Genomic DNA, 24206 nt, shown 5'->3' with positions numbered 1-24206 from the left:
CTGCGGGCATCGCGCCCTATGGCACGATGCCCGCGTTTGCCCCGCCGGTCAGATGTCCAGCACCAGCAGATCCCCTTTCGCGCGCGAACAGCAGGGTGTGAAATGTCCGTGCCGCTCCCGTTGCGCGGTGCTCAGCACGCAGTCGAGATGGTCGACTTCGCCGACGATCACCCGCGTGATGCAGGTGCCGCAGACACCCTGCTCGCACGACGTCGGGATCCTGACGCCGTGTTCGGCCAGCGACGCGACGACGGACTTGTGCTCGGGAATCCGGTACACCTTGCCCGTGCTGACGAGCTGCACGTCGAACGCATGCGTCGCCGTGGGCTTCTGCGCAATCGACGCGAAGCGCTCGCAGTGCAGCTGCCGCTCGGACCAGCCGCGATTCCGTGCGGCGCACAGCACCGCATCGATGAACCCCGCGGGTCCGCATATGTACAGATGCGTGCGAGGCGACTGACTGTCGAGCACGCGCTCGATGTCGAAGCGTTGCTCCGCGCGTTCGTCGCTGAAGTGGAACCTGGCCCGGCCGGCGAATGGCGCCCGCACAAGCCGCTGCACGAACGCCGCGCGCGACTGCGAGCGTGCGCAATAGTGCAGCTCGAAATCGGCGTGGCGCCGCGCGAGCCGTTCCGCCATGCCGAGGATCGGCGTGATGCCGATCCCTCCCGCAAGCAGCAGCGAACGCGGCGCGGTCTCGTCCAGCGCGAAGTGATTGACCGGCACACCAATGTCGAGCAGATCGCCTTCGTGAACCCGCTCGTGCATAGCCGCCGATCCGCCGCGCGAATCCGCAACGCGCAGCACGGCGATCAGGTAGCGCCGCCGCTCGCGCGGATCGCCGCACAGCGAGTACTGGCGCACGAGACCGTCGCCAAGATGCACGTCGATATGCGCGCCGGCCGCGAACCGCGGCAGTTTGCGTCCCGCCGGATCCGTCAATTCGAACGCACACACACCGTCGGCCTCGACCGTTTTCTTCGCGACGCGCACGGTCAGGCGTGCGTCGCTCGCCACCGGACGCCACGTGCGCCGCACGACGTTCCGGACGCCGGTGTAAGCGAGTACCGGAACGCACAGCGCGCCGAACAGCAGCAACAGTTGCCCGAATACACCGCCAATCGCGCCGGTGTGCCACGACAACGCCCAGAAATACAGCTTGTGCCCGACGCTGCTCCGCGAATACGGAACGAACCGCAGCACCTTGCCCGTGTATGCGTCGATGAACAACATCGTGCGTGCATTCGGATGCGGCGCCGCGCGATCGATCAGGTACATCTCTACCGGGTCACGCGATTTTTCGGGGATGTGCAGCAGGGCATCCTGCGGGTCGGGCGACAGTGCCTGTGCGGTGCGCCAGGAGCTTTCGAGCGTTTGCCGCCTTGCGCCGTTCGCGGGCGCGGCCGATTTCGGCGGACTGGCGGGCTGCGGTGAACCGGTGATCGCATAGATGCCGTGCGCGTACCAGTCGAACGCCCACGGCAGCCCGGTCAGCACCGTCAGCAGCAGGATCGCGCTGGCATAGAGACCGATTGTCCGATGCAGCCGATACGTGAATGCCTGTCCACGCGCGCCGGGTCCGGTCGTGAACGCGACTCGCCAGCCGTGACGTGAGCGTGGCCACCAGAGCGCGATGCCGCCACCGATCATCAGCATGCCGAACAGGAGCGCGCTCGTGCCGGTAATCACGTTGCCGTGCTTCATGAAGCGGAACTGATGCATCTGCTCGAGCGTGCCGAGCAGGCCACCGTAGCGCGAGCGTTCGCCCAACACGTCTCCAGTGCAAGGATTGAGGTAGACGAACACCTGATCGGTGAAGCGCACCATCGCGGACGGCATGCGCGGCGCATGGTGCTTGCCGGCGACCAGCCGAATGTAGTCGAGCGTCGCCGACGGCCGGGATGCAGCCGCATTCGCGGTCAATGTGTCAAGCGGTACGCGCGCCGCGCAGGTCGGCACCGTCAGCAGATCGCGATTGAGCACCGGCTCGAGGCTGGGCCGGAATGCGATGGATGCACCCGTGATGGCCATCAGGAGAATCACGACCCCGACGGTCAGGCCGCACCAGCGATGGATCTGCAAGACGAGCGGACGGAATGCGGGTTTCATGGGTTGCCTAGACGACGACTGTTGATGTCCATCATCTTTGTTGGCGAACCTGAATGAAGTCTGAATTTAGCGCAACGTCGGGGTAAGTCCCAACTCATTGCGCGTGACTTACCGCCCCACGACCCACATGCGCGCTTCCAACCTGAAACAGACGCGAACGCTTCCTGAATTTGCGTTCAGAAAAATCGGGAAAACCCCCGCAGGGCCATGCTTCGCTTGTCACGGACATCCGCTTGCGCTAGCCTGAAATTCCCTCGCGTTCGCGCTTTTATCATGAAGATCCTTATCCTCGAAGACCAGCGCAAGCTCGGCCTGTACCTCAAGCAGGCGCTAAGCGAACGCGCGTATACGGTGACGTGGGTTGAAAGTTGCGCCGAGGCGCGCGAAGCGCTATGCGAGTCGAGCTATGACGTCATCGTGCTCGATCTCGGCTTGCCCGACGGTGATGGCCTGGAGCTGCTTCGCGAATGGCGCGCGGCCGGATTCAATGAGCCGGTGTTGATCCTCAGCGCGCGCGACGCCGTCGAGGATCGCGTCAAGGGCCTCGATGTCGGCGCCGATGACTACCTGCCCAAGCCGTTCAGCCTGGAAGAACTGCTCGCGCGCATGCGCTCGCTGCTTCGCCGCCAATCGTCCGTCAAGGAAACCGTGCTTCAGCATGAGGGCATCAAGCTTGACCTGCTGAGCCATACCGTCCATCTGAACGGCAAGCCGATCGATCTCACCAGCCGCGAGTTCGCGTTACTGGAAGTCTTCCTGCAGAATCCCGGCCGCATCCTGACCCGGACGCTGATAGCGGAGAAGATCTGGGAATCCCATTACGACGTCGACACCAACCTGCTCGACGTTTACATGAGCCGGCTGCGCGGCAAGTTCGAGGCGCCGCTCGGCAAGCCGCTGTTCAAGACGGTGCGCGGCGTCGGTTACCAGCTGCTATGAAATCCATCGGCGCGCGGCTCGCCATCTGCTACGTACTCGCTTCGACTGTCACGTTCGCGTCGCTGTTCCTTGCCGGAAGGTATTTCATCGAACATCACGCCATCCACGCGCTGGATCTGCTCAACCAATCGGAGTTCGAACAGATTCGCGCCGGCCAGACCGCGCTCGGCGCGAAGCCGACGGAGGCGGATCTGCGCCAGCGTGTGCAGGCGATGATGTCCGGCAACCTGGAACTGTTCTTTACGGAGATCTACGGGCCCGGTGGTACGGTGGTGTTTCGCTCACCGGAGCTTAACGGTCGCGATATTGCCCCGTCGCCTCGCCACCAGGCGTTCAATGCGAATATCGATGGGCTGGGTGAACTGCGCGCGGGCGAGTTCGCGCTCGGACCGTACACGGTCGTGTTGGCAACGACGAAGGAGCACGTGCGCGTGGTGATGAGCGCGTACGAGCATACCTTTTACGGGTTGCTGATCGTCATGATCGCGGTCAGCAGCGTGATCGGCTACGGCTTCAGCCGAATGGCGCTACGGCCGCTGCGGCTGATCCAGGACACCGCCGACCGCATCCGCTCGGACAACCTGAGCGAGCGGATCCCGGTGTCCGGCGCGCGCGACGAGATTTCGGACTTGGGGCGCCTGCTCAACCAGATGTTCGACCGCCTCGAAGCATCGTTCGACCAGATCCGGCGGTTTACCGCGGAGGCCTCCCACGAACTCAAGACCCCGCTGACGCTGGTGCGCCTGCAGGCCGAGAAGTTGGTCGTCGACGATCAGTTGACGCCGGCGCAGGAACACGCGGTGCAGATCCAGATCAAGGAACTGGCCCACCTCCAGCGCATCATCGAGGACCTGCTGTTCCTGTCGCGTGCCGACGCACACGCGATTTCGCTCGATCTGAGGCCGCAGGACCCGGAACTGTTCCTGCAGAACTTCGCGCAGGACGCCCACGTACTGGCCGAACATCGCGAGCAGCGCTTCTTCCTGACCCATCACGGCAGCGGACAGGCCGCCATCGAGTCGAAATGGATCCGCCAGGTGCTCCTGAACCTGCTCAGCAACGCACTGGCGGCCTCGCCTCCGGGAAGCCGCGTCACCTTGCGTTCCACGCTGGTGAACCAATGCTGGCAGGTCCGCGTGGAGGACGAGGGTCCCGGCGTAGCCGCCGAACAGCGCGAGCGCATCTTCGAACGCTTCGTGCGCATCCGTCGTCCGGGCGACGAAGACAAGGGCAGCGGCCTGGGCCTCGCCATCTGCCGCAGTATCGTCGAGCTGCACGGCGGCCACATCTTCGCGGAGGCTGGGCCGGACGGCCGCGGGTTGTCGATGGTCTTCGAGATTCCCGCCGTCACGCCGTCCGACACCGCCGACACTACCCACTTCAAAGCGCCGCTCCAATCCACCGACGCCGCCTGAGCATACAGCGGGCGCGCGTCACAGGTCGAGCTGATAACCGACGTAATAGGAGAAGCGATTAGTGTCGCTCACGTGAGTGAGGCCGCGCCCGGCGGAGAACAGGATGCGGTCGTGCTCCGTCAGCCCGTAGGTGCCGCCGAGGTTGAAGCCAATTGCGGACGGATCGTCCTTGGTCGCCGCCCCGGTGTAGAAGACCTCGCCGCCAAGCTGAAGTCGTTCGCCGAACTTGCGCAGGACGGCCCAACCGCCGGTCCAGTAACCCTTCCGTCCCGCATGGCGGTTGACGACGTATCCACCACCGCCGAACGTCGTCCAGTTACCGATCGTCTTCTGCGTCCACAACGGTAGCAGCACGTGCGCGTGGCCGTCACCGAGGCCCAGGTGTTCGTTGCCGGACGCCAGTGTGACGCTGGGCGCGAACGCGACCTGCGGACGCCAGCCCGCCTCGTCCTCGGTGATGAAGCGGTACTTCGCGCCCAGTTCGGTATCACCGAATCCGTAATGCGTGTGATCTCCGGTTTCGTGCATGAACGCCATGCCGACCGTCGCGTTGATCTGCAGGTTCTCCACCAATCCGTAGTTGATCTCTAGGCCCGGCAGCGTGCCGCTGTGACTGCCGGCGCGCACGGTGCCCGACGCGGCGGCATCGATTTCGAAATGCCCCCGTTCGACGGGTTCCGGATCGTCGGTTACGAACGGCGGGCCGGCATGCGCGCCATGGCAAACCAGGCATGCGCCGAAGGCGAGCGCCGCCTTGACGAATCGCGCATGATGCGGGGCGCGGTACGCGGCCGACTCCGGATGACGGGTGGACGACATGAGGCCGATTCTCCTGATCGAAGGGTGGCCGGCGCTGCGTGTGAGCGCCCGGCATGAGGCACGAGCGGGATGGGTCAGGACGGTTGGGCGGGCAGATGCGCGGCGACGCGTGGCCGGCCGGCGCGAACTGCGGATGCCGCGCCGGTCCGTCAGACACGCGGACCGGCGCGGCGCGCGGGGATCAGTGGCCCGCGTCGGAGAACTGCGGCGGGCGCCATTTCAGGAGCTTGTTCTCGAGCTGCGTGAGCACGAACTCCGCACCCAGCGCGACGACGGCGAGCACGATCATCGCGGCGAACACGCCGGCCGCGTTGAACGCGCCCTGCGCGGTCGAGATCAGCAGCCCGATCCCTTGCTTCGAGCCGAGAAATTCACCGACCACGGCACCCACCAGCGCGAACCCGAAGCTCACGTGTAGGCTCGCCAGGATCCAGCTCATCGCGGCCGGCAGCACGACCGTCAGCGTCACGGCGTGCTTCGAGGCGCCCAGGATGTGCGCGTTCGCGATCAGGTTGCGGTCCGCCTCGCGCACGCCCTGGAACGCGTTCGAGAACACCACGAAGAACACCATGACGAAGGCCAGCGCGACCTTGGACGCCATGCCGAGCCCCAGCGCGATGATGAACACCGAGCCGAGCACCACGCGCGGGATCGAGTTCGCGATCTTGATGTAGAGACTGAAAACGTCGGCGAGCAGCTTGTTGCGGCCCAGTACGATCCCGGCGAACACGCCTGCCACGCTGCCGATCAGGAAGCCGAGCCCGGTTTCCTCCAGCGTCACCAGCACTTGCACCCAGAGCGGGCCTTGCGAGGTTCCCTCGGTGAGCCACTGCCAGATCTGCACGGCGATCAGCCAAGGCGTCGAGAAGAAGAAAGGATCGATCCAGCCCACGCGCCCGGCGAGTTCCCATCCGCCCAGCGTGACGACCAGCACCGCGAGCCGCAGCACATACACCAGCGTCTGGCGCCGACGTATGCTTGCCTGGGCGCGGACTTCCACCTTCCGCAACTCGATCTCGTTCGATACGGCTCCTGCCATCGGGGTATTCATGTTTTTCCTTAGCGCGCCGCCAGGCGCTCAGATGTGGACTTCGTCGCGAAGATCGTTCCAGATCTGCCGCGACAGTTCGATAAAGCGGGGGGAATAGCGCGCTTGCGCGACATCACGCGGGCGCGGCAGGTCGATTTCGTACGACGTCTTGACGGTCGCCGGTCCGGACGTCAGCACGAATACCTTGTCCGCGAGCGCGATGGCCTCCTCGATGTCGTGCGTGACGAACACCACCGATGCGCCATTCACGCTCCACAGATGCAGCAACTCGTCCTGCATCAGCATGCGTGTCTGGACGTCGAGCGCCGAGAACGGCTCGTCCATCAGCAGAATCTCAGGTTCGTTGATGAAGGTCTGAGCTAGCGCCACGCGCTTGCGCATACCGCCGGAGAGCTGGTGCGGATAGTGGCGTTCGAAACGAACCAGACCGACGCGGCGAATCCATTCCATCGCGCGCTCGTAGGCCTGCCCCTTGTTCTCGCCGCGGTACAGCGGACCGGCCGCGATGTTATCGAGCACGCTCTTCCATGGGAACACCGCGTCGGACTGGAACACGAAGCCGATGCGAGGATCGATCCCGATGATCGGCTTGCCCCAGATCCTGACCGCGCCGGCGCTCGGCGCGGCAAGGCCAGTGATCAGACTGAGCGTAGTGGACTTGCCGCAGCCGGTCGGGCCGACGACGGCGCAGAACTCGCCCTTCGCAACGCACATGCTGAAGTTCTGCAGCGCCATAATCGCTTTACCCTCCGGGCTGACGAAGCGGCGGCTGACACGATCGAGTTCAATCGCAGGAACGTCGTTCGACGCAGCGGCGGGATACGGTATGGTTGCCTGGGAGGCTGTCATTGGATTGCCACCTTTAGGAGATTGGATTCGACGAAACGCCCGCGACGGCTCGCTGCCGGGCCGTCACGCAGGCGCGGCTACTTGACCTGCGCGGCGTTGACGAACTCGGTGGTGAAGGTCTTCGACAGGTCGATCTTGTGCCCCATCACAGCTCTATCAAACGACCCGAGCACCTTGAGCACGGTGGGCGGCCCCGATTCCGGCATGCGGCCGTCGGCGATGAACGACACCTTGCCGTTGGCCAGCGCCTTCATGTATGACGCGCGGTCCCCAGCGTAGTAGTCGGCGGGCATCTGGGCGGTAATCTCCTCCGCGCTGTGCGTATTGATGTAGCGCAGTGTCTTGACGAACGCGTTCGCGAGTTTCTGCACCGTCGCCTTATGCGCCTGCACCCAGTCGTTCTGCATGTACAGGCTGGCCGCCGGGTACAGGCCGCCGAGCCACTTCTGCGTGCTCTCAGGCGAGCGCAGGTCGACCAGCACCTTCGCGTCGCCGGTGTTGATGAGGCGCGAGACCGTCGGTTCGGTCGTCATGCCGCCGTCGATCTTGCCCTGCTTGATCGCCGCGATGAACGTGTTGCCCGCGCCGACCGGGAGCGACGTCATCTCCGACGTCTTCACGCCGTGCGATACGCCGAGGTATTGCGTGAGGAAGTTGGTCGACGAGCCGAGCCCGGTCACGCCGAGCGTCAAGCCGCGGAAGTCGGCGGGCGACTTGACCTTGTCGGCGAGCTTCGACGAGATCAATTCGACTTCGCCAGGCGTGTGGCTGAACTGCACGACGGACTCGATGTACTTGCCTTTGGACTGCAGGTCGATCGTGTGGTCGTAGAAGCCGACGACGCCCTGCACGGTGCCGGCAACTAGCTCGTTCTCGGCATCGACGCCCGCTGCCTCGTTGATGAGTTCGACGTCGAGATCCTGCTCCTTGAAATAGCCGAGCCGCTCGGCGAGCTTGGCCGGCAGATAGATCTGCTTTTCCATGCCGCCGACCATCAGGGTGAGTTTCTCGGCGGCATGCGCGGCCGGAACCAGGGTGCCGAGCACCAGCGCGCCAGCGGCGATGCGCAGGACAGTGTGTTTCATGGGATGTCTCCTCCGGTTTCGATAGGTATGGGTGCCGTTTTCAACGTGGCTTTCGCGCGGTGTCCCGGATCGGGACGGGTGGGCTCATGGAACGGTTTCAGTTATACGGAGCAACCTTAAAGTCAGGCTGAACGGAAGATAAATCTCTATTCAGGGACCACCGGCGCCGCCCGCGGCGCGCGCGGGGGCGGATTCGCGCAACGCCTACCTGAGCTTCGCCAACTCTTCGCGCACCTCTGCCGCGCTCAGCGGGAAGTACGCCGAATAGCGCACCGGTTCCTGGCCGTCGCGGCTCAGGATGTAGCGCAGGAACGCTTTCACCGGCGGCGTCAGCGGACGGTTCAGGCGGATGTACATGTAGCGTGTGAGTGGATACTTGCCGCTCGCCGCATTCTCGGCATCGAGCGCATAGAACGGCTCGCCGTCCCGGCGCGCCACCGCCAGCGTCTTGAGTCCGGGGCCGCCTTCCTCGAGTCCGCCGAAGCCGAGCGCGCGCGGATCCGCAGCGATCGCGCGCGCAGTGTCGTCGATCGATCCCTCGTGGACAGCGCTGTTCCACGCTCCGCCTGCCAGCACCATGACCTGCATCGACATCGCGTTCGGCGCGACGTGCGGCGGGATGTAGATCGTGATCGGACGGTCGGCCCACTCGCCGGTCAGGCCAAGCTGGCCCCACCGCGTGATACCCGGGTTCTGCCGCAGGATCGACGCCAGTTGCGCCAGCGTGACGCCGTTGAGCGGATTGTCCGGATGCACGAAGATCGCCTGGGCCGTGGTCCGTTGCGGCGTGTTGAAACCGCCGCGCGCGACGCGGATTTCGAGCGGCGCCGCGTGACGGATCTGCGTATAGGCAGCCCGTTCGTCCGGCCAGAGTTCGCGGCCCATCGACGCCATCGCGGTGTCGCCCGCGAGCAGCGCGTGAAACCCGTTCAACGTGCCGAGGTGTTCCCATCGATCGCCCTTGCGCACGGCGGGCTGTACGTGCGTGAAGCCGTCGATCCACGTGTCCATCAGCGACTTCATCCCGTCGCTGCCGACGCTGTCGATCTCGCCGTGCAGGCCGGCCACGGGACGATAGACGGCCAGTTGCGCGTCAAGCGGCGGCAGGAAGCCGTCGAGCTTCGCGCGTTCACGCGCGGCCTGCGCGGCGGTGAGCGGCGCAAAGCGTTTCTGCGCGGCGACGATCGCCTGACCCTCCTCGCTCAGTGCAAACGCCACGAACGCCTTGACCTTGGGCGGCAGCGGCGCGCCGGGACGCCGGTTCACGGCGAGATAGGCCGCCTGCCCGTCGAGGCTCGCGACGCGAACGAACAGCGGCGACTTCATCATGTCGCCTGCGAACTGGTGCGCGTACGGCTGCAGTTCCGTCTGTAACGGCTCACGCGCGAGCGGTGCGATATCGGCGTCGCCGAACATAAGCGCGCCGAATGCGGTCGCACTGCCGGCGTGCCGCCAATGCGGCCCGCGATGGATCCCCGGCTGGCGTCGCTCGAAGGCGGCCAGCCACGCGTCGAGCAGCGGCCCCATCGCGTCGTCCCCGACGCTGCTGAGCGTTCCGCTCAGGTTCGGGAGCGATCGATAGGCCGGCAAGCCTGCAACGGTATCGGCCGCCTGCGCAATGCACGGCGGCATGAGTGCCAGACAGGCCGCAAGCAGGAGGCCGGCTCCGGTACGACGAGGGCGCGCCGCGGGCGTGCATGCATCCTGCGCGCGCAATGGCCGGGACGAGCATGACAGGGGCGGCATCGATGACGATGCGCGCCGCAATGGAGAATCGAAAACAGGCACGGGGGTCTCCTGCCGGATGTGGAGAATGGCGCGCAGCGGCCCGGCTTCAGGTCAGGAACGCCGGCCCGCCATCGCGCCCGGAGAAGCTGCCCCGACGGTACGGCGGCACGCTGAAGCCAACCTGAATCGATGCTGAAAATTCGTTCATGCTCGGCAAGGCGTTCCATGAACGGAATTTCAGAATGTCTTCAGATTGCGTTCATCCGGCGACACTATCGTTGGACGCATGGCATGGGCGCTGCACCGTTCGCCGCATCTCGCGCAGGCCGGCGCGATCACCGCGTTTCAACTTTCGCGCCGCCTGCCTCAAAATGGAGCGGCAGTGGAATCACGCACGCTTTGAACAAAGGAGGAGACATCTCGTGAATCGAAACCAACGCCGTTGCGGGACGAACCGGCGCATGCCGCGCCGCCGTTCGGCTCGCCTGATCATTGCCACTGCCGCGGCGTCGGTCTGGGCGGTGGGCGCCGCGGGCGCCGACACCCCATCCACGCCGATGGTCGAGTGGGTTGTGCCCGCGCTCAAGACGGTGGCACCGCAAACCAAGGAACAAGCCGATGAGGGGATGAAGGTCGGACGCGCGCTGGCCGAACCGGAAGTCCTGCAGCCGCGCCTCGACTCGGCCCTGCCCGACTACCAGCCCCGCACCGACCTCAAGCTCGCCGGCACGTTCAGGGGCGCGGCTTCCGACGTGCTGCCGTCGCTCGTCAACCGCTGGATCGAAGGCTTCAAGCAGTATTACCCGAACGTCGACATCCGCATTTCCCCACCGTACGCGGGCAGCCTCGGCGCGAAGGAGCTGGTCAAGGAGAAGCTCGACTTCGTGTTCGTCTCGCGCGAGCTCAAGCCGGACGACGTCACCGACTTCAAGGCGAAGTTCGGCTACGGCCCGCTCAGCGTGCCGATTTCCGGGGGCTCGTACCGGCATTTCGGCTTCCTGGACACGATCGGCTTCTTCGTCAACAAGGACAACCCGCTGGAAAAGCTCAGCTACGACCAGATCGACGCGCTCTACTCGCGCACGCACCTGCGCGGCGGCAAGCCGATCAAGACTTGGGGCGACCTCGGTCTCACCGGGGAATGGGCGGACAAGCCGGTGCACGTCTACGCGATCAAGCCGTGGAACGGGTTCGAGGAGTTCATCCGGCAACGCGTGCTGAGCGCCAACGGTCAACGCGGCGAGTGGCGCGACGACATCCATTACGACAAGCTCGTGTTCCCGCTCGCGAAAGACGTGGCCGACGATCGCTACGGCATCGGATTCTCGGGCATCGCCTATATCGACGCGCCCGTGAAAATGCTGCCGCTTGCCGCATCGGACAACGGTCCGTACGTCGCGCCGACGTACGAGAACGTCGCGCTGGCGACCTATCCGCTGAGCCGGCTGATCTATTTCAACACCAACAAGGCGCCCGGCAAGCCGCTCGATCCGGCCATCGCCGAGTTCCTCCGCTACGTGCTGAGCAAGCAGGGCCAGCAAGCCGTGATCGATCACGCGATGTACGTGCCGCTGCGCGCGCAGCAAGCGGATAGCTCGCGCGCGATGCTCGCCAACTGACCGCGCGCCGCTCGTCTCCCCCTCGCCAACCCGGCGCCGCGTGCCGGTCCCGCGCATTCCCGCCGGGCGGCGCCGATTCCAGGAGTGTCCACATGCACCGACCCATCCGCGCCGCCACGGCGGCGCTTTTGCTCGCCTCGGCCGTGTCTGCATACGCCGCCACGACCGCCGCGCCCTACGCGCAGCAACTCGTCGATACCACGCTGGCCGCGCATCCCGAGCTGACGATCCTCGCGCTGCACGTCACCCCACCGACGGGAAGCGACAACGTCATCATCGCGTCGAACATCGGCCGTATCGGCAAGTCCGCCGATGCCGACGACCTGGCCGTGCTCGACAGCGGCCAGCCCCGCGTCGAGGTGACGAAAACCGGCGATCTGTCGGTCGAGCTGCCGATGCGCGACGCCAACGGCAAGACGATCGGCGTTATCGGCTCGACATTCCGCTACGCGCCGGGCGTCGATCGCAACATGATCGTGCGCCGGGCCGAGCAGGTGCGCGACGAGCTGGCCGGAAGCACGCCATCGCTCGCGGCGTTGTTTCAACCCAGGCACTGACTGGCGTCGTCTGTCTGAAAATCTATTAAGGATACCTTCAGGTCGGATTCAGCTTCATGGCCCACCATCGTGGCAAGGCGAAAGCATCGCCGATGCACGACGCGCGTCGACCGGGCCCCCCCCCCCGATACGCAGCACGCAACGAATCGTCCCGCCGAGGGCGAACTCACGAGTACATCTTCAATCAGGAGACGCACATGAAACAGACGCAGAGGGTTGGCGGGTTGCGCAGGTCTGCGGCGGCATCGGCCGCGGCAGTGATCGGCATCGCGGCGCTGGGCGCGCTGACGTCGCCGCCGGCATTCGCCCTGAAGTACGCGGCCGTGGAGCATCACCTCAAGGTCGACCCGTCGATACCGATCTGGCATCCGGGCGAAGTGCAGTCCGTGCCGGAGGAAGACCTGCGTCTCGTCGGCGCTGACGTAATGGATGAAATCACGCTGGGGTGGATCAAGATGTATCGCAAGGCCTATCCGCGCCTGAGCGTCACCATGGAAGCCAAGGCGTCCGGTGCCGGCGGCCCGGCGCTGACCAACGGCGCGGCGGACCTGGCGCCAGTCGGGCGCGAATTGCTGCCGGCCGAGGAGCAAGCCTTCGTCGACAAGTTCGGCTACAAGCCGCTCGCCATTCGCGTCGCGACAGGCAGTGTCGGGTCGCTCGGCAAGACGGCGACGTCGGTCGTGCTGGTCGACAAGGACAATCCGATCAAGGGATTGACGCTGGCCCAGCTCGACGCGATCTATTCGAAGACGCGCAATCGCGGCCACGCCGAGATCACCACGTGGGGCGACGTGGGGCTCGGCGGCGAATGGGCCGACCGGCCGATTCACCTCTACGGCCTGAAGCCAGTCAACGGCATCGAGTACTTCCTGAAGCTGAACCTGCTGGAAGGCGGCGAATACAAGGACAACATCCAGTTCGTCAAGGGCAAGGGCTTCACGCATGCGTTCACGGTGGCCGCCGAGGACATGGCGACGCACCCGGGCGGACTCACGTACGCATTGCTGGCCAACGTCACGCCGAACGTGAAGGTCGTGCCGCTGGCAGCCAGCGAAGGCGGACCGTTCCTCGCGCCGACACTGCAGAACGTGTACACGCACAAGTATCCGCTCTCGCGCTATGTGTACATCTTCGTCAACAAGAAGCCCGGCGAGCCGCTGCAGCCGAAGATCAGGGAATTCCTGAAACTGGTGTTGAGCCGCGAGGGACAGGACGTGGTCGCGAAAGAAGGCGTCTATATCCCGTTGACACCGGCCGTCGTCAAGGAAGAGCTGGTGAAGCTCGATCAGGCGGAGTGACCATGCGACGCGCGAACGCGCAACCGGCGCCAGTCGTCGTGACGGCAACGGTCGTTGCGACGGCCTCCCCATTTCAGGCTGAATTTGCGTTCAGATCGCGTTAACGCTCGTTCAAGGTGGCGAGCATACACTCGACTCGCACCTGTTTCCATGACGCCCATCGGGCAAAGAGAGGAGAGACATGAAGATCCTGACCAAGACCCTGCTCGCCGCGACGCTCGGCCTCCTGTCGGCTTCCGCGCTGTATGCGGTTGACACCGCCGTCGCCGCGCCCGAACCGCACGCCAGGAACTGGACGCCGCCGAGCGCGAAGATCTTTGCTCAGAAACTGTCCGAGCAAATCATGCAACAGCATCCCGAGTTACTCAGCGTGACTTTGCACGGCGTTCCTCCGGGTATGCAGGATGCCTACACGATGTTCGCCGGCTCCTACCTCGATCGCATCGGCAATGCCGACGATCCGGACGACATCGACATCTCGAAAAAAGGCATCACGATCGTCGACCCGCGCTGGCATCGTCCGAATGACACGGTCAAGAAGTTCGTGATGATGCTGCCGCTGCGCGACGCGAGCGGCCAGAACGTCGGCGAGATCGTGCTCGCGTACAAGAACGACGGCGCCAATGCAAAGGGCGAGACCGCCTTCTTCCTCGCATCGACGGGCCTGCGTGACGCGCTGCAGAAGCAGATCCCGAGCTACGCCGCGTTGTTCGAGCCCGCGAAGTAGCCGCGCACGGCCCGCCGTGCGCTTGCAATGCCTCCTCGTCCCCGGCGCGCCGGCGACGAGGCTGTATTCAACGAGCCATCCCCATTCAGGAGTCTGACCATGCGTTTGCGAATTTCCGCGATCGTATCTCTGACGACGCTCGCGGCCCTGTGCGCGACGCTGCCGCACACTGCCTGCGCGGCGGCGCCCTCGGTCGATGCGGCCAGTCCGGCGGGCGCGCCTCTGCGGCTGATCGGCAGCACGGCGCTGCCGGACTACAAAGGCGATTTCGACCACTTCGCCGCCGACGTTGACGGCGGGCGGCTGTTCCTCGCCGGCGAAGACGGCGCCACGCTCGAAGTATTCGATCTCGGCAGCGGCAAGCATCTGCGCACGGTGAAGGGTTTCGACCAGCCCCACGCCATCTTGTACCTGCCGGACCTGAACCGTCTGATCGTCACCGACAGCGGCGCCGGCATGACGCGCATCGTCGACGGAACGAGCTATCGCGTCATCGGTTCGATCCAGCTCACCGTCGGTGCAGACTCGATGCGCTACGACCCGTCGCGCCGTCACATGTACATTGTCACGGGCGGTAAAAACGCCGAGCCGAAGATGACGCAGACGATCGTCTCGGAGGTCGATCCGCGCACGGGCAGCCACGTCGGCGACGTGAATTTCGACACCGACTTTACCGAAGCGATGGCGGCCGAGCAGCGCGGCCACCATCTCTTCGTCAACGTGACGGGCAAGAGCACACTTGCCGTCGTCGACAAGGCGACGCGCCAGGTGATTGCGAACTGGTCTATCCATGGCGCGGAGTTGAATGCGCCGATGGCATTCGACGAGACGCATCGACGCCTGTTTGTCGGCACGCGCAAGCCGTTCAAGCTGCTTGTGCTCAATGCCGCGAACGGCAACACGATCGCGACGTTCGACGCGCCCCAGCGCACGAACGAAGTGATCTTCGACGAAGTCAACCAACGCATCTACATGGCCGGCGACGACTATCTTGGCGTGATCCAGCAGAAGGATCCCGGCCATTACGAGGAAATCGCACGCGTGCCGACGGCCAAGGGCGCCAAGACGGCGCTTCTGGTGCCTGCGCGCCACTGCCTGTATGTCGCGGTCTCGCCTGGCGAATCAGGCGCTGGCGGAAGGCTGCTGCGCTTCGATGTATTGCCGGGCCCTGGCGTGAAGACGCCTGGCGGAACGTAAGTGCTTGCCACAGCTCGTCTAAATGCCAGAGCTCCACATCCGCGGGTGAAACCACTATCGCGTAGCTGACTGTTTCTTGGCGCGGCAGGGACCTGAGAAACGCACTCGGTCACTGTGCGGATGCTCGCGGTGCTGCTGTGGTTGTCGTTCTTTTTCGGGATGTATAACGGCGCGATGGTTGCGGCTCTGACTGAAGTCATGCCGGTCAACGTGCGCGTCGCTGGTTTCTCGCTCGCTTTCAGCCTTGCAACCGCCGTCTTTGGTGGATTTACTCCCGCCGTGTCGACCTATCTCATTCAGGTGACCGGCGACAAGGCGGCGCCCGGTTATTGGTTGAGTTTCGCAGCCGTATGTGGCCTCGTCGCGACGCTTGTGCTTTATCGACGAGGCGGTGCAGCGGAGCGATCGGCGACCGTCGCCTGACGAGTCGCGCAAGGCACGCATCTCGTCGCCTGGCCCGCAGAGCGGCCGGATAAAAGTGCATATGCGCCCCGCTCCGAATGATTCGGTTCCAACAACCTTTGCTCGCAGATCGCCGCGTCCCGGCGAACCGGCATCTCGCGACTGAATTCACCGCTGTCCGCCCGCAACGTGCTGTTTTGTAAGCAGGCGAAGTGCATTGCTTAGACTTCAGGAGACATTTCCATGCAAATCACCGGTATGTTGCACGGCGCGCGCCTGCTGCAATTCGTCGGATTTCCGGCCAGCGAAATCCTCGGTCCGAGCGCTAGCGAAGAGGAAGTCAAGGCGCTGATCGACCGTCATCGCCAGATCTTCATCAAGCCCGTCTTCAAGGGCGGAGTCGGCAAGAAAGGCAAGGCAGGTTTGCTTGGCCGCGCGACCGACCTGAAGACCGCGCTCGCGGAAAAGGAGCGGCTCTACTTCGCCGAGCATACCGTCGGCCACATCAAGGCGAAGGCGAATGGCGTCACCTTCGAAGCCGGTGTGCCGGCCACGCACGAAGTCTACTTCTCGATCACGGATTCCACCCGCTTTCGTGCGCCGACCATGACGCTTTCGCACGTGGGCGGCATGGACATCGAGGAAGTCGACCCGAAGCAGGTGGCGATGGTGCCGTTCGATGCGCTGACCGGGCTGAAGGCGTTCGTCGTAGCGAATGCACTGAGCGAGATCGGCGCGCCGAAGGAGATCATTTCGCCGCTCGTGCAGCAGTTGCCGAAACTCTGGGAACTCTTTCACAACTTCGGCATGACGACGCTCGAGTTGAACCCGATCCGCATGCGCGAGGACAGGAGCGGTCGCCTTACGCCGGTTGCGTGCGACTTCAAGTGCGGCTTCGATCGCGACGATCCGCGCTGGGCGCGTCTTGGCCTGCCGCCTCATCTGTTTGCCGCCGATTATTCCGATTTCGAGCAGGAGATCAACCAGCTTCGCACCCATCAGGGCCAGAGCGACGTGTATGTCATCAACGAGAAGGGGACGATCCTCGCGCCGACCTTCGGCGGCGGCGCCAACTCGCTCGTCACCGAAATGCTGGGCGACGCCGCGATCATCTCGTCGGATTTCGGCGGCAATCCGCCTTACGCGAAGATGAAGGAAGTGGCGCGCATCTGTTTCAGGCACTGGCTCGAACAGGCGAACGTGCTCTTCATCATTGGCGGCAAGTCCAATAACACGGACATCTACGAGACGCTGCGCGCCATGGCCGACGCCCTACGCGAGCACTTCAGCGAGCACGGCCCGACGCCGCTCTATGTCGTGCTGGGCCGTGGAGGTCCGAACCTCGTGCGCGGCATGTCGGCGCTGAGGGACACATGCGACTCGCTGGGCCTGGCCTACCGGCTGTTCGGCTTCGACTCTGACATCAGCGAAGTGATCCAGTACGCACGTCAGGCGGACGCCTGGATGCGCGCCGGCGGCCGCACGGAGATCGCAGCAAGGATTGGCGCGTCACCGAGGCAAACCGAAACGGCTCGTGCCTGAGGAGATCGACATGTACAAGCAAGGCAGCAATACGTTCAAGTATTTCGTTGGCGTCAACTCACTCGCACAGATCGCCACGCGCGAGGATCGCGTGTGCGTGCTCAACATCCTGGGCGGTGAATCGTCGGACGTGACGCCCGTGAGTCACGCATTTTCGGGCGGTAACGTCGTATTCGGCACGGCGCCGGGCAAGGGCGGTCAAGTGCTCGCGACGCCGGCCGGCGACATCCGTGTGTACAACAACGTCCGCGAGGGGCTCGAAGCAGGACACCGGTTCAACTGCGGCGTCGTCTATCTGCCGCCGTCCGCGGCCCGCGACGGCGTGGCTGAACTGATTCGCGTGAATCCCGAGTTGCGGAAGATTTTCATTATCACCGAGAAGATCGCGGTCCACGACGCCCGCGAAATCCGCGCGATGGGCCAGCAGGCGGGCATCGACATCTTCGGCGCGAACGGCCTCGGCGTCGCCGATTCGTGGAATCGCGTGAGGATCGGCGGAGCGCTCGGCGGCGACAATCCTGACGATTCGTTGCGCAAGGGCTCGATCGCGATCTTCTCCAACTCCGGTGGCTTCAGCACGACGATTGCGCAATACCTGCGCATGGGTGGCTGGGGCACGTCGACGGTCATCTCGAGCGGCAAGGACGTCTACATCCACTATGCCGCGCCGGAATTCGCGTTCGCGCTCGCCAACGATGCGCGCAGCAAGGCTGCGGTGCTTTACTGCGAACCGGGTGGCTACTACGAGGCCGATGCGGTCTTCACGAAGCCAGTCGTCGCGTGCGTCGTGGGACGGTGGAAGAGCCGCCTCACGCGGGCAGTCGGCCACGCCGGCGCGATGGCCGGCGGCAACGACGATGCGCAAGCCAAGGAACGCTGGTTCATGCAGAAGTTCGGCGTCGAGCGCCTCTTCACGCCGGATGACCCATGCTGCTCGATGAAGGGTGCCGTGGTGACGAATATCGCGCACATCCCGGCCGCGCTGAGCGCCGTGATGCGTGCCAACGCGACGATGCCCGATTTCGAGTCGGAGGGCAGTCTCGCACTCAAGCCGTGGTTCGGCTCCGATCAGGGCATCGCGCTGCCGGACGGCCTCGCAATTCCGGTCGTGGAAGCTGTTGCGCCATATAACGAGCAGGTCCATCAGGTCGATCGACAGATCGGCGTGATCGCTCCGCGCCAGGCGCTCAAGGACGCATCGGGCGCGTCGCAGATGGACGCGAAAACGCAAGTGAGCAGCCTGCACGGTGCGTCGATGCTGGAGGCGGCGACGCGTTCGCTCGAAGCGAACGTCGGCCTTGCCCTGCTGCACGAATTCGGCGGCGAGAATGACGAAAAACTCATCGATGTGGCGATCGCCGCATTCGTCAATCTGCACGGCAGGCCGGAACTCGCGGCGGCGCAGGCAGCACGCGAAGCGGAGAACGCCCCGAATGCAATTCTCGCGGCTGCGGCGTCGATCGTCGGGCCGAAACGTCAGCGCGCGGCGCGGGACGTCACCAAGTGGCTGATCGATCGTTTTGCGGCCGCTGGTCTTGCCGACGCGCTGAATGAAACCTTCGACGTCGCACGCATCGACGCAAGCGGCTGTGAACAGTTCTTCGCCGACTCTCACGATCCGCTCGCCGAAGCAATGCTCGCGGGACTCGCCGCGCGCGGCGCGAAATCGGCGTTCGTCCGCTGGCTGACGTCGCAGCCTGCTCACCCGACCGGCGACGCGGTGCTCGCCGCGATCACGACGACGCTGGCGTGGGGCCCGCTCATGCGCAAGCGTATCTCGCGCGTGACCGCCGAAAGCCTGCCTTGGTGGAGCATGCTATTTGGGACGCTCATCGGTGCATCGGCCGATGCGTCCCGGCATGGCCCGGACGGTTTCTGCGGCTTCTCCACCAACGAATTGCTGAACGAGCGCAGTCTCACCGAAATCAGCTTCGCCGCGCTGCTCAACCTGAAGCCCGGCCCCGACGACCTGTTCGCCTTCAAAACGCTCGTCGGCCTGCTGCTCACCAACGGTCCGGGTGCGATCTCGGCGCAGGGGGCGAAGGGCGCGGTATCCGCCGACGGTCCGGAAGGCCCCGAGCGCGTGCAGCTCAACAAGGCGCTTGTCGGCTTTCTCTCGCATACCGGCTACACGCACGGCGGGAACGGGTACGAGGGCATCGCGTTCCTGATTGATGCTTTCAAGGAAACCGCGCTGGACGATCCGTCGAAGCCCGGCCACGGCGTGGACCTGCGCTCGCTCGCCGAGCGCTCCGTCGAGCGATACGCGCAGTACAAGGCGCGGCAGAAGCATGCGGGCAGCCTCGACATCGCGAAGCTTCCGGGCGTGAATCATCCGGTGTTCAAGGACAGACCGGTCAACCACGACCCGCGCGAAGTGTTCATCGCCGACTTGAGCGAGAAGCGCGGTGAATACAACGTGTTCCATGCGTACTACCGCGAGCTGGTGCAGGCGTTGTTCGAGGCAGGCGTCTCGCGCAACGTCTATTGCGTCAATGTCGATGCGGTGATCGCCGCATTGCTGCTGAAGATGCTGTGGCAGCCGCTGCGACGCGGTGAATTCGGCGAGTCCGATCTGGAGACCGCCGCGTTCACGATCTTCCTTTATCCGCGCATGCTCGGCTGCGCGGCGGAAATCGACGATCACCTCAACCGCGGACGCAACATGGACACGCGCACGCCCGCGTCCCAGTGCCGCTTCGTGGCCTGAGCGCGAGTCTTACCGGCGCGGGGCAAGGCAACTACGTGGCTGCTGTGCTTTAGGGCAGTTGCGGGCTTTCTCCCGCGTCCATTGATAACCAGCGGACATCGATCGTTCCGAAGACGACGTTCGCTCGAAATGCCGCACGCGGATTGCCTGCTCGAGCTTGTCGATGGGGCGGCTCAGAGCCGACCACAAGATGTTGACCGCATCGGTGGCCTTCCGGAAGCCACCCGACTATACGACGGCTCGAAACGCCTGCAAATCATCCGGTCGAAGTTGACGCCCACAGGCCATCCTCTGCGTAGTACAGCGGCCATTGAGCATGATCCTGGCCAAAGTGGTCATCGGGACCGACGTTGGACAGCGCCGCCGAATTGCGAACGTCCGTATTCAGCGCCTATGTATGGAATTCAGTATAGTTTGTTGGCTGCGAATTCGCGTAATGTAGGTGCAGCGCGGCTGGCGGCGGGCTGGTTAGCGATCTTCTGGACATAGTTTCGGCATCGGAGTCCAGTGGTGGTCCTACTTCAGGAGACCGCCATGAAAAACGTCCGACTTCCTCAACGCTGCTTCACCAACTGGCTCAACGAGCGGCCCTTGGCGCCTCATGTCGATGCGTTCGTGCAGTACCTGGCGGACCGCGGTTACGCCAATAACAGCTTTGCCACCTACGTACGCAGCATCGATCATTTTGCGCAATGGATTCATCGCCGTCGTGTGGAGGTTTGTCGCATCGACGAATCAGTGCTCGCCGAGTTTCTGAGCGAGCACCTTCCATCCTGCCGTTGCGACGGTGTCGTTCTACGCCATCGACCTAGTCTGAGCGCTGCACTAGCGAGGGGCCGATGTGGACCGTTCACGCGACCGTCGAGGTGCAAACGTCCGGAAAGCGGCGTATTGCCGCCTGACCAGAGCCGGTACCTGAATGACGGCAAAGGCCGACTTGGGCAAAGAGACTGCTCCGACCGGTGACGGCGAAAAAGAATGGTGGAAGACAATGTAACTCCCATCAACTCAATGGGAGTCTCTCATGGGAAGCAATCAAAGCCGGGAGCTCTGGAACAAAGGCAAGTTGGTTGGTCAGAAGCCGCCGCTGAAGCCGAAAGACGTCTGGGCAATCCGGATTCACCTCCAGCACGCGCACGCGGTTCGTGATCTAGCGCTATTCAACCTTGCGATCGACAGCAAGCTGCGCGGGTGCGACCTCGTCAACCTGCATGTCCGCGACGTAACCCACGGCAATCAGAAACTGCCGCGCGCGATGATAATGCAGCGTAAGACCAAACGACCCGTGCAAGTCGAGGTCACAGAGCCCGCTCGCGCTGCGGTCGCTGCATGGATCGAGAAGGCTGAGGTCCGACGAGTATCTTTTCCCAAGCCGCCTTTCTCGGTCGCCGCATATCTCAACGCGACAATACGCCCGGAAGGTGCATCAATGGGTCGCCGCGATCGGCCTTGATCCGACCGCTTACGGTGCTCACTCGATGCGTCGGACGAAGGCTACTTTGATTTACAAGCGGACGAAGAACCTCAGAGCGGTCCAACTTCTGCTGGGACATAGGCTCGAAAGCACCGTTCGATACCTCGGCATAGAGGTCGACGATGGGCTCGAGATCTCAGCGCAAACTGAGATCAAAAAACACGCCGCGGCCGTACGACAGGCTGTTTGTCTCTGCGGCCGCATTCGCGTCGGAGGCACCGCTCCTCTCGGGCCAGTTTCAGCCACTTGATGAAGCTCGCTGGTCGTCCACTTTCGACTCGACACGAGACATTCACCAATGCTGATTTCACGTCGGACGCAGGCTATGAAGCGGTTGCACGGCGATGACACCCATCATCCTCGCATCTGACAAAGGGTAGCAATCCTTTCGCGTAGCGCACCTCCCGCCGAATTCCAGATTGCGCGCTCTGGCGTGTGACGGTTAGGGTGAGCGTGTGCTAGGGGCGCCAATCTGAGCGTTTTTTTCGCGCAAGGCTCTATGTAACAAAAACAGTACGCAGAGCAGAAGCTTAGGCCCGCCGAGAACCTTACGGAGCGAGGTCAATGCACCGGCAGGTTATCGATCATCGGCTATTCGCAATATGACGTTGGGTACGTTGGGCGGGTTTGAACAGGCTGATCTCGCAACCGACGTTCGTGTCGTGGAACGCCAGCATCATGCCGTGCATGCCGGCTACGGCGGTGGCAAGACTGAGCCCCAGGCCGCTGCCGGGCGTATGACGGCTCGCCTCTCCACGATAAAAACGGCGCAGGACGGCATCGCGCTCGGTCGGTGCGATGCCTGGTCCATTGTCGCGTACGGTCACGCCGGCCCCTCGTCCGTCGTGCCACAGCGTCATGTGCACGGCTCCGCCATGCGGTGCGAACTTGACGGCATTCTCCACCAGATTCGCCAGCGCCTCGAATAGCAGATTCGGATCGCCCTGGATTTCCAGCGGGCCGGACACCGTGCGCTCCAGTTCGAAGGCAATCTGCTTGTCTTCGGCGGTCGGCTCGTAGAACTCGAACACGTCGTCGGCGACGGCGGCCAGATCAACGCTGGTGAAGCCGGCGCGGCGCACGCCGCTTTCGATTTCCGAAATGCGCAGCAGTGCGTTGAAAGTGCGTAGCAGACCGCTGGTTTCCACGATGGTTTCATCAATGGCCGAGCGATACTCTGCCTCGGTTCTGGCGCGCCGTTGGGCACGTTCGAGTCCGCCGAGCACCCGCGTGAGCGGCGTGCGCAGATCGTGCGCAATCGCATCGCAGACGCCTTTGACCTCGTTCATCAGGCGCTCGATTTCGTCGAGCATCCCGTTCACGACGCCGACCAGGCGATCCACGTCGTCGCGTTTCGAATGCACCGGCAAACGCCTGCTGAGATTGCCAGCGACGATTTCCTCGATCGACGCGGTCACCGCATCGAGCCGCCGCATCGCCGAAACGCCAATCAGGGTCGCCCCGATCAGGCCGATAACGAGCGTGATCATCGCAGTGGAGAGCAGCGCATGCAGCAGTTCGTCGTCGAAGTGGTCGAGCTCGAGGGTGTTCTGGCATTGTAAAGCGATGCGGTCATCGGGCGCGTGCGCGGCGATGCATCGGCCAGGCGGGTGGCCCGGCAGATTTGCGAGTCGCATCGAAAACGGCTTGCCAAAGACGGGGATGGCCGGCAGATCGCCCGCATAGCCGCCAGCAAGATGTTTGCCGCTGGCTTCGAACAGGCCGAACGGGCGCTGGCGGCGCGGATCGAACTGGTTCTGATGTTCGAACCGCGCGACCAGTTCGTCCGGCGCTTCGCGTTTCAATTGTACGTGCTCGCGAAGCAGCCAGTCGTCGATGCGCTCCTGTTCGAAGCCGGTGATCTCGCGGTACAGGTAACCGAACAGCAGCATCGCAATCACGCCGAACAGCACCAGAAACAGCGTGGCGAGGCGAAAGCCGGTGGTGCGGTGCAGTTCAGTCAGGCGCATGTAGCATGTACCCCGAACCGCGCACGGTATCGATCATCGGAGCCGTGCCGTCCGGGTCGAGCTTCTTCCTGAGACGGCTGATGTGCACGTCGATCACGTTAGTCCGCTCGTCGAGCCGGTAGTCCCATACCGCTTCGAACAGCATGGTGCGGCTCACCACCTGGCCCTGGTGCTGCATCAGATATTCGAGCAGCCGGTACTCGCGCGGCAGCAGCAGTACCGGGCGGCCGGCGCAGGTCACTTCGCGTTTGAGCGGGTCCAGACGCAACGGGCCGGCCAGGTACTCCTGCACACCGGGCGCCGCCTCCCGACGGCGCATCAACGCATCGAGCCGTGCGGTCAGTTCGATGAATTCGAACGGCTTGGTCAGATAGTCGTCGCCGCCGGCGCGCAAACCGCGCACACGTTCGTCGACCGCCGACAGCGCGCTCAGGATCAGCACCGGCGTGAGCACGCCGGCGCTGCGCAACGCCGACAGCATGCCGAGCCCTTCGAGGCCGCCCGGCAACATGCGATCGAGCACGATGGCGTCGTAACGGTTGGCGACCGCGAACATCAAACCGTCGCGGCCAGTGCTTGCGGTTTCGACCCTACAGCCGTGATCGGTGAGCGCTTCAACGATCTCTGCGAGAGTTTGCTCGTCGTCCTCGACGACCAATACGTTCAACATGCCTTTTTCCAGAAATGAGCGAGCGTCGAACCTGCGCTGGCCGGC

18 protein-coding genes and 3 pseudogenes are annotated in these 24206 nt (G+C 64.0%); 12 read left to right on the top strand and 9 right to left on the bottom strand.

Going from position 1 to position 24206, the window contains the following annotated elements:
- Nucleotides 1-48 precede the first annotated feature (48 nt).
- Nucleotides 49-2109, bottom strand: a complete 2061-nt coding sequence (locus B0G69_RS42950; RefSeq protein WP_121317620.1) for a PepSY domain-containing protein — start codon at nucleotides 2107-2109, stop codon at nucleotides 49-51.
- 273 nt (nucleotides 2110-2382) lie between these two features.
- On the opposite strand from B0G69_RS42950, the gene B0G69_RS13360 reads away from it, so the two are divergent.
- The gene (locus tag B0G69_RS13360; protein WP_116120106.1) at nucleotides 2383-3048 is read left to right on the top strand and encodes a response regulator transcription factor; all 666 of its coding nucleotides are present in this window, start codon (nucleotides 2383-2385) and stop codon (nucleotides 3046-3048) included.
- On the top strand, nucleotides 3045-4463 hold the full coding sequence (locus B0G69_RS13355) for an ATP-binding protein (protein ID WP_121317618.1): 1419 nt from the start codon (nucleotides 3045-3047) through the stop codon (nucleotides 4461-4463). Before B0G69_RS13360 ends, B0G69_RS13355 begins: the two co-directional genes overlap by 4 nt.
- An 18-nt stretch (nucleotides 4464-4481) precedes the next feature.
- On the opposite strand, the gene B0G69_RS13350 is transcribed toward B0G69_RS13355, so the two are convergent.
- The 5 genes from B0G69_RS13350 to B0G69_RS13330 form a co-directional block, all read right to left on the bottom strand.
- Nucleotides 4482-5282, bottom strand: a complete 801-nt coding sequence (locus B0G69_RS13350) for a hypothetical protein (RefSeq protein WP_121317616.1) — start codon at nucleotides 5280-5282, stop codon at nucleotides 4482-4484.
- Between the two features lie 181 nt (nucleotides 5283-5463).
- Nucleotides 5464-6333, bottom strand: coding sequence for an ABC transporter permease (locus B0G69_RS13345; protein WP_121317614.1), 870 nt, complete (start codon nucleotides 6331-6333; stop codon nucleotides 5464-5466).
- 27 nt (nucleotides 6334-6360) lie between these two features.
- On the bottom strand, nucleotides 6361-7182 hold the full coding sequence (locus tag B0G69_RS13340; protein ID WP_121317612.1) for an ABC transporter ATP-binding protein: 822 nt from the start codon (nucleotides 7180-7182) through the stop codon (nucleotides 6361-6363).
- A gap of 77 nt (nucleotides 7183-7259) precedes the next feature.
- On the bottom strand, nucleotides 7260-8267 hold the full coding sequence (locus B0G69_RS13335) for an ABC transporter substrate-binding protein (RefSeq protein WP_121317610.1): 1008 nt from the start codon (nucleotides 8265-8267) through the stop codon (nucleotides 7260-7262).
- Nucleotides 8268-8471: 204 nt separating this feature from the next.
- On the bottom strand, nucleotides 8472-9899 hold the full coding sequence (locus B0G69_RS13330) for a substrate-binding domain-containing protein (RefSeq protein ID WP_121317608.1): 1428 nt from the start codon (nucleotides 9897-9899) through the stop codon (nucleotides 8472-8474).
- Between the two features lie 518 nt (nucleotides 9900-10417).
- On the opposite strand from B0G69_RS13330, the gene B0G69_RS13325 reads away from it, so the two are divergent.
- From B0G69_RS13325 to B0G69_RS13290, 8 genes and pseudogenes are all read left to right on the top strand, one after another.
- A complete protein-coding gene (locus B0G69_RS13325) occupies nucleotides 10418-11614 on the top strand; it encodes a substrate-binding domain-containing protein (RefSeq protein ID WP_241991314.1) in 1197 nt (398 codons plus the stop codon).
- A 92-nt stretch (nucleotides 11615-11706) separates the two neighbouring features.
- A complete protein-coding gene (locus B0G69_RS13320) occupies nucleotides 11707-12171 on the top strand; it encodes a hypothetical protein (RefSeq protein ID WP_121317604.1) in 465 nt (154 codons plus the stop codon).
- A 197-nt stretch (nucleotides 12172-12368) separates the two neighbouring features.
- Complete coding sequence (locus tag B0G69_RS13315; protein WP_121317602.1) at nucleotides 12369-13469, top strand: substrate-binding domain-containing protein; 1101 nt, start codon at nucleotides 12369-12371, stop codon at nucleotides 13467-13469.
- Between the two features lie 181 nt (nucleotides 13470-13650).
- Entirely contained in the window at nucleotides 13651-14196 is a 546-nt protein-coding gene (locus tag B0G69_RS13310) for a hypothetical protein (RefSeq protein ID WP_121317600.1), read from the top strand.
- Between the two features lie 99 nt (nucleotides 14197-14295).
- Nucleotides 14296-15393: a hypothetical protein gene (locus B0G69_RS13305; RefSeq protein ID WP_121317598.1), complete on the top strand. Its 1098-nt coding sequence runs from the start codon at nucleotides 14296-14298 to the stop codon at nucleotides 15391-15393.
- 117 nt (nucleotides 15394-15510) lie between these two features.
- Nucleotides 15511-15816: pseudogene (locus B0G69_RS13300) on the top strand (citrate-proton symporter); the annotation flags it as partial.
- 222 nt (nucleotides 15817-16038) lie between these two features.
- Nucleotides 16039-17337, top strand: coding sequence for an ATP-grasp domain-containing protein (locus B0G69_RS13295; RefSeq protein WP_121317594.1), 1299 nt, complete (start codon nucleotides 16039-16041; stop codon nucleotides 17335-17337).
- Nucleotides 17338-17347: 10 nt separating this feature from the next.
- Nucleotides 17348-20047 carry a CoA-binding protein gene (locus B0G69_RS13290; RefSeq protein WP_121317592.1) on the top strand — a complete coding sequence of 900 codons (2700 nt, stop codon included), beginning with the start codon at nucleotides 17348-17350 and terminating at the stop codon, nucleotides 20045-20047.
- A gap of 108 nt (nucleotides 20048-20155) precedes the next feature.
- Here B0G69_RS13290 and B0G69_RS41800 read toward each other — a convergent pair.
- A pseudogene (locus tag B0G69_RS41800) lies at nucleotides 20156-20328 on the bottom strand (LysR family transcriptional regulator); the annotation flags it as partial.
- A gap of 253 nt (nucleotides 20329-20581) precedes the next feature.
- Between B0G69_RS41800 and B0G69_RS40660 the strand changes: the two are divergent.
- On the top strand, nucleotides 20582-21013 hold the full coding sequence (locus tag B0G69_RS40660) for a site-specific integrase (RefSeq protein ID WP_147440727.1): 432 nt from the start codon (nucleotides 20582-20584) through the stop codon (nucleotides 21011-21013).
- A 58-nt stretch (nucleotides 21014-21071) separates the two neighbouring features.
- Nucleotides 21072-21675, top strand: a pseudogene (locus B0G69_RS13280) (tyrosine-type recombinase/integrase); the annotation flags it as partial.
- Nucleotides 21676-22105: 430 nt separating this feature from the next.
- Here B0G69_RS13280 and B0G69_RS13275 read toward each other — a convergent pair.
- Together B0G69_RS13275 and B0G69_RS13270 are read right to left on the bottom strand one after the other, a co-directional pair.
- The gene (locus tag B0G69_RS13275; RefSeq protein ID WP_121317591.1) at nucleotides 22106-23491 is read right to left on the bottom strand and encodes an ATP-binding protein; all 1386 of its coding nucleotides are present in this window, start codon (nucleotides 23489-23491) and stop codon (nucleotides 22106-22108) included.
- Entirely contained in the window at nucleotides 23478-24161 is a 684-nt protein-coding gene (locus tag B0G69_RS13270) for a response regulator transcription factor (RefSeq protein WP_121317589.1), read from the bottom strand. The genes B0G69_RS13275 and B0G69_RS13270 overlap by 14 nt, the downstream gene beginning before the upstream one ends.
- Between the last annotated feature and the right edge of the window lie 45 nt (nucleotides 24162-24206).

Origin of the sequence: Paraburkholderia sp. RAU2J (assembly GCF_003634845.1) — a bacterium.
Lineage (GTDB): Bacteria > Pseudomonadota > Gammaproteobacteria > Burkholderiales > Burkholderiaceae > Paraburkholderia > Paraburkholderia fynbosensis.
Note: the sequence above shows the minus strand (reverse complement) of the source record. Positions and strands in the feature narration are given on the sequence as shown.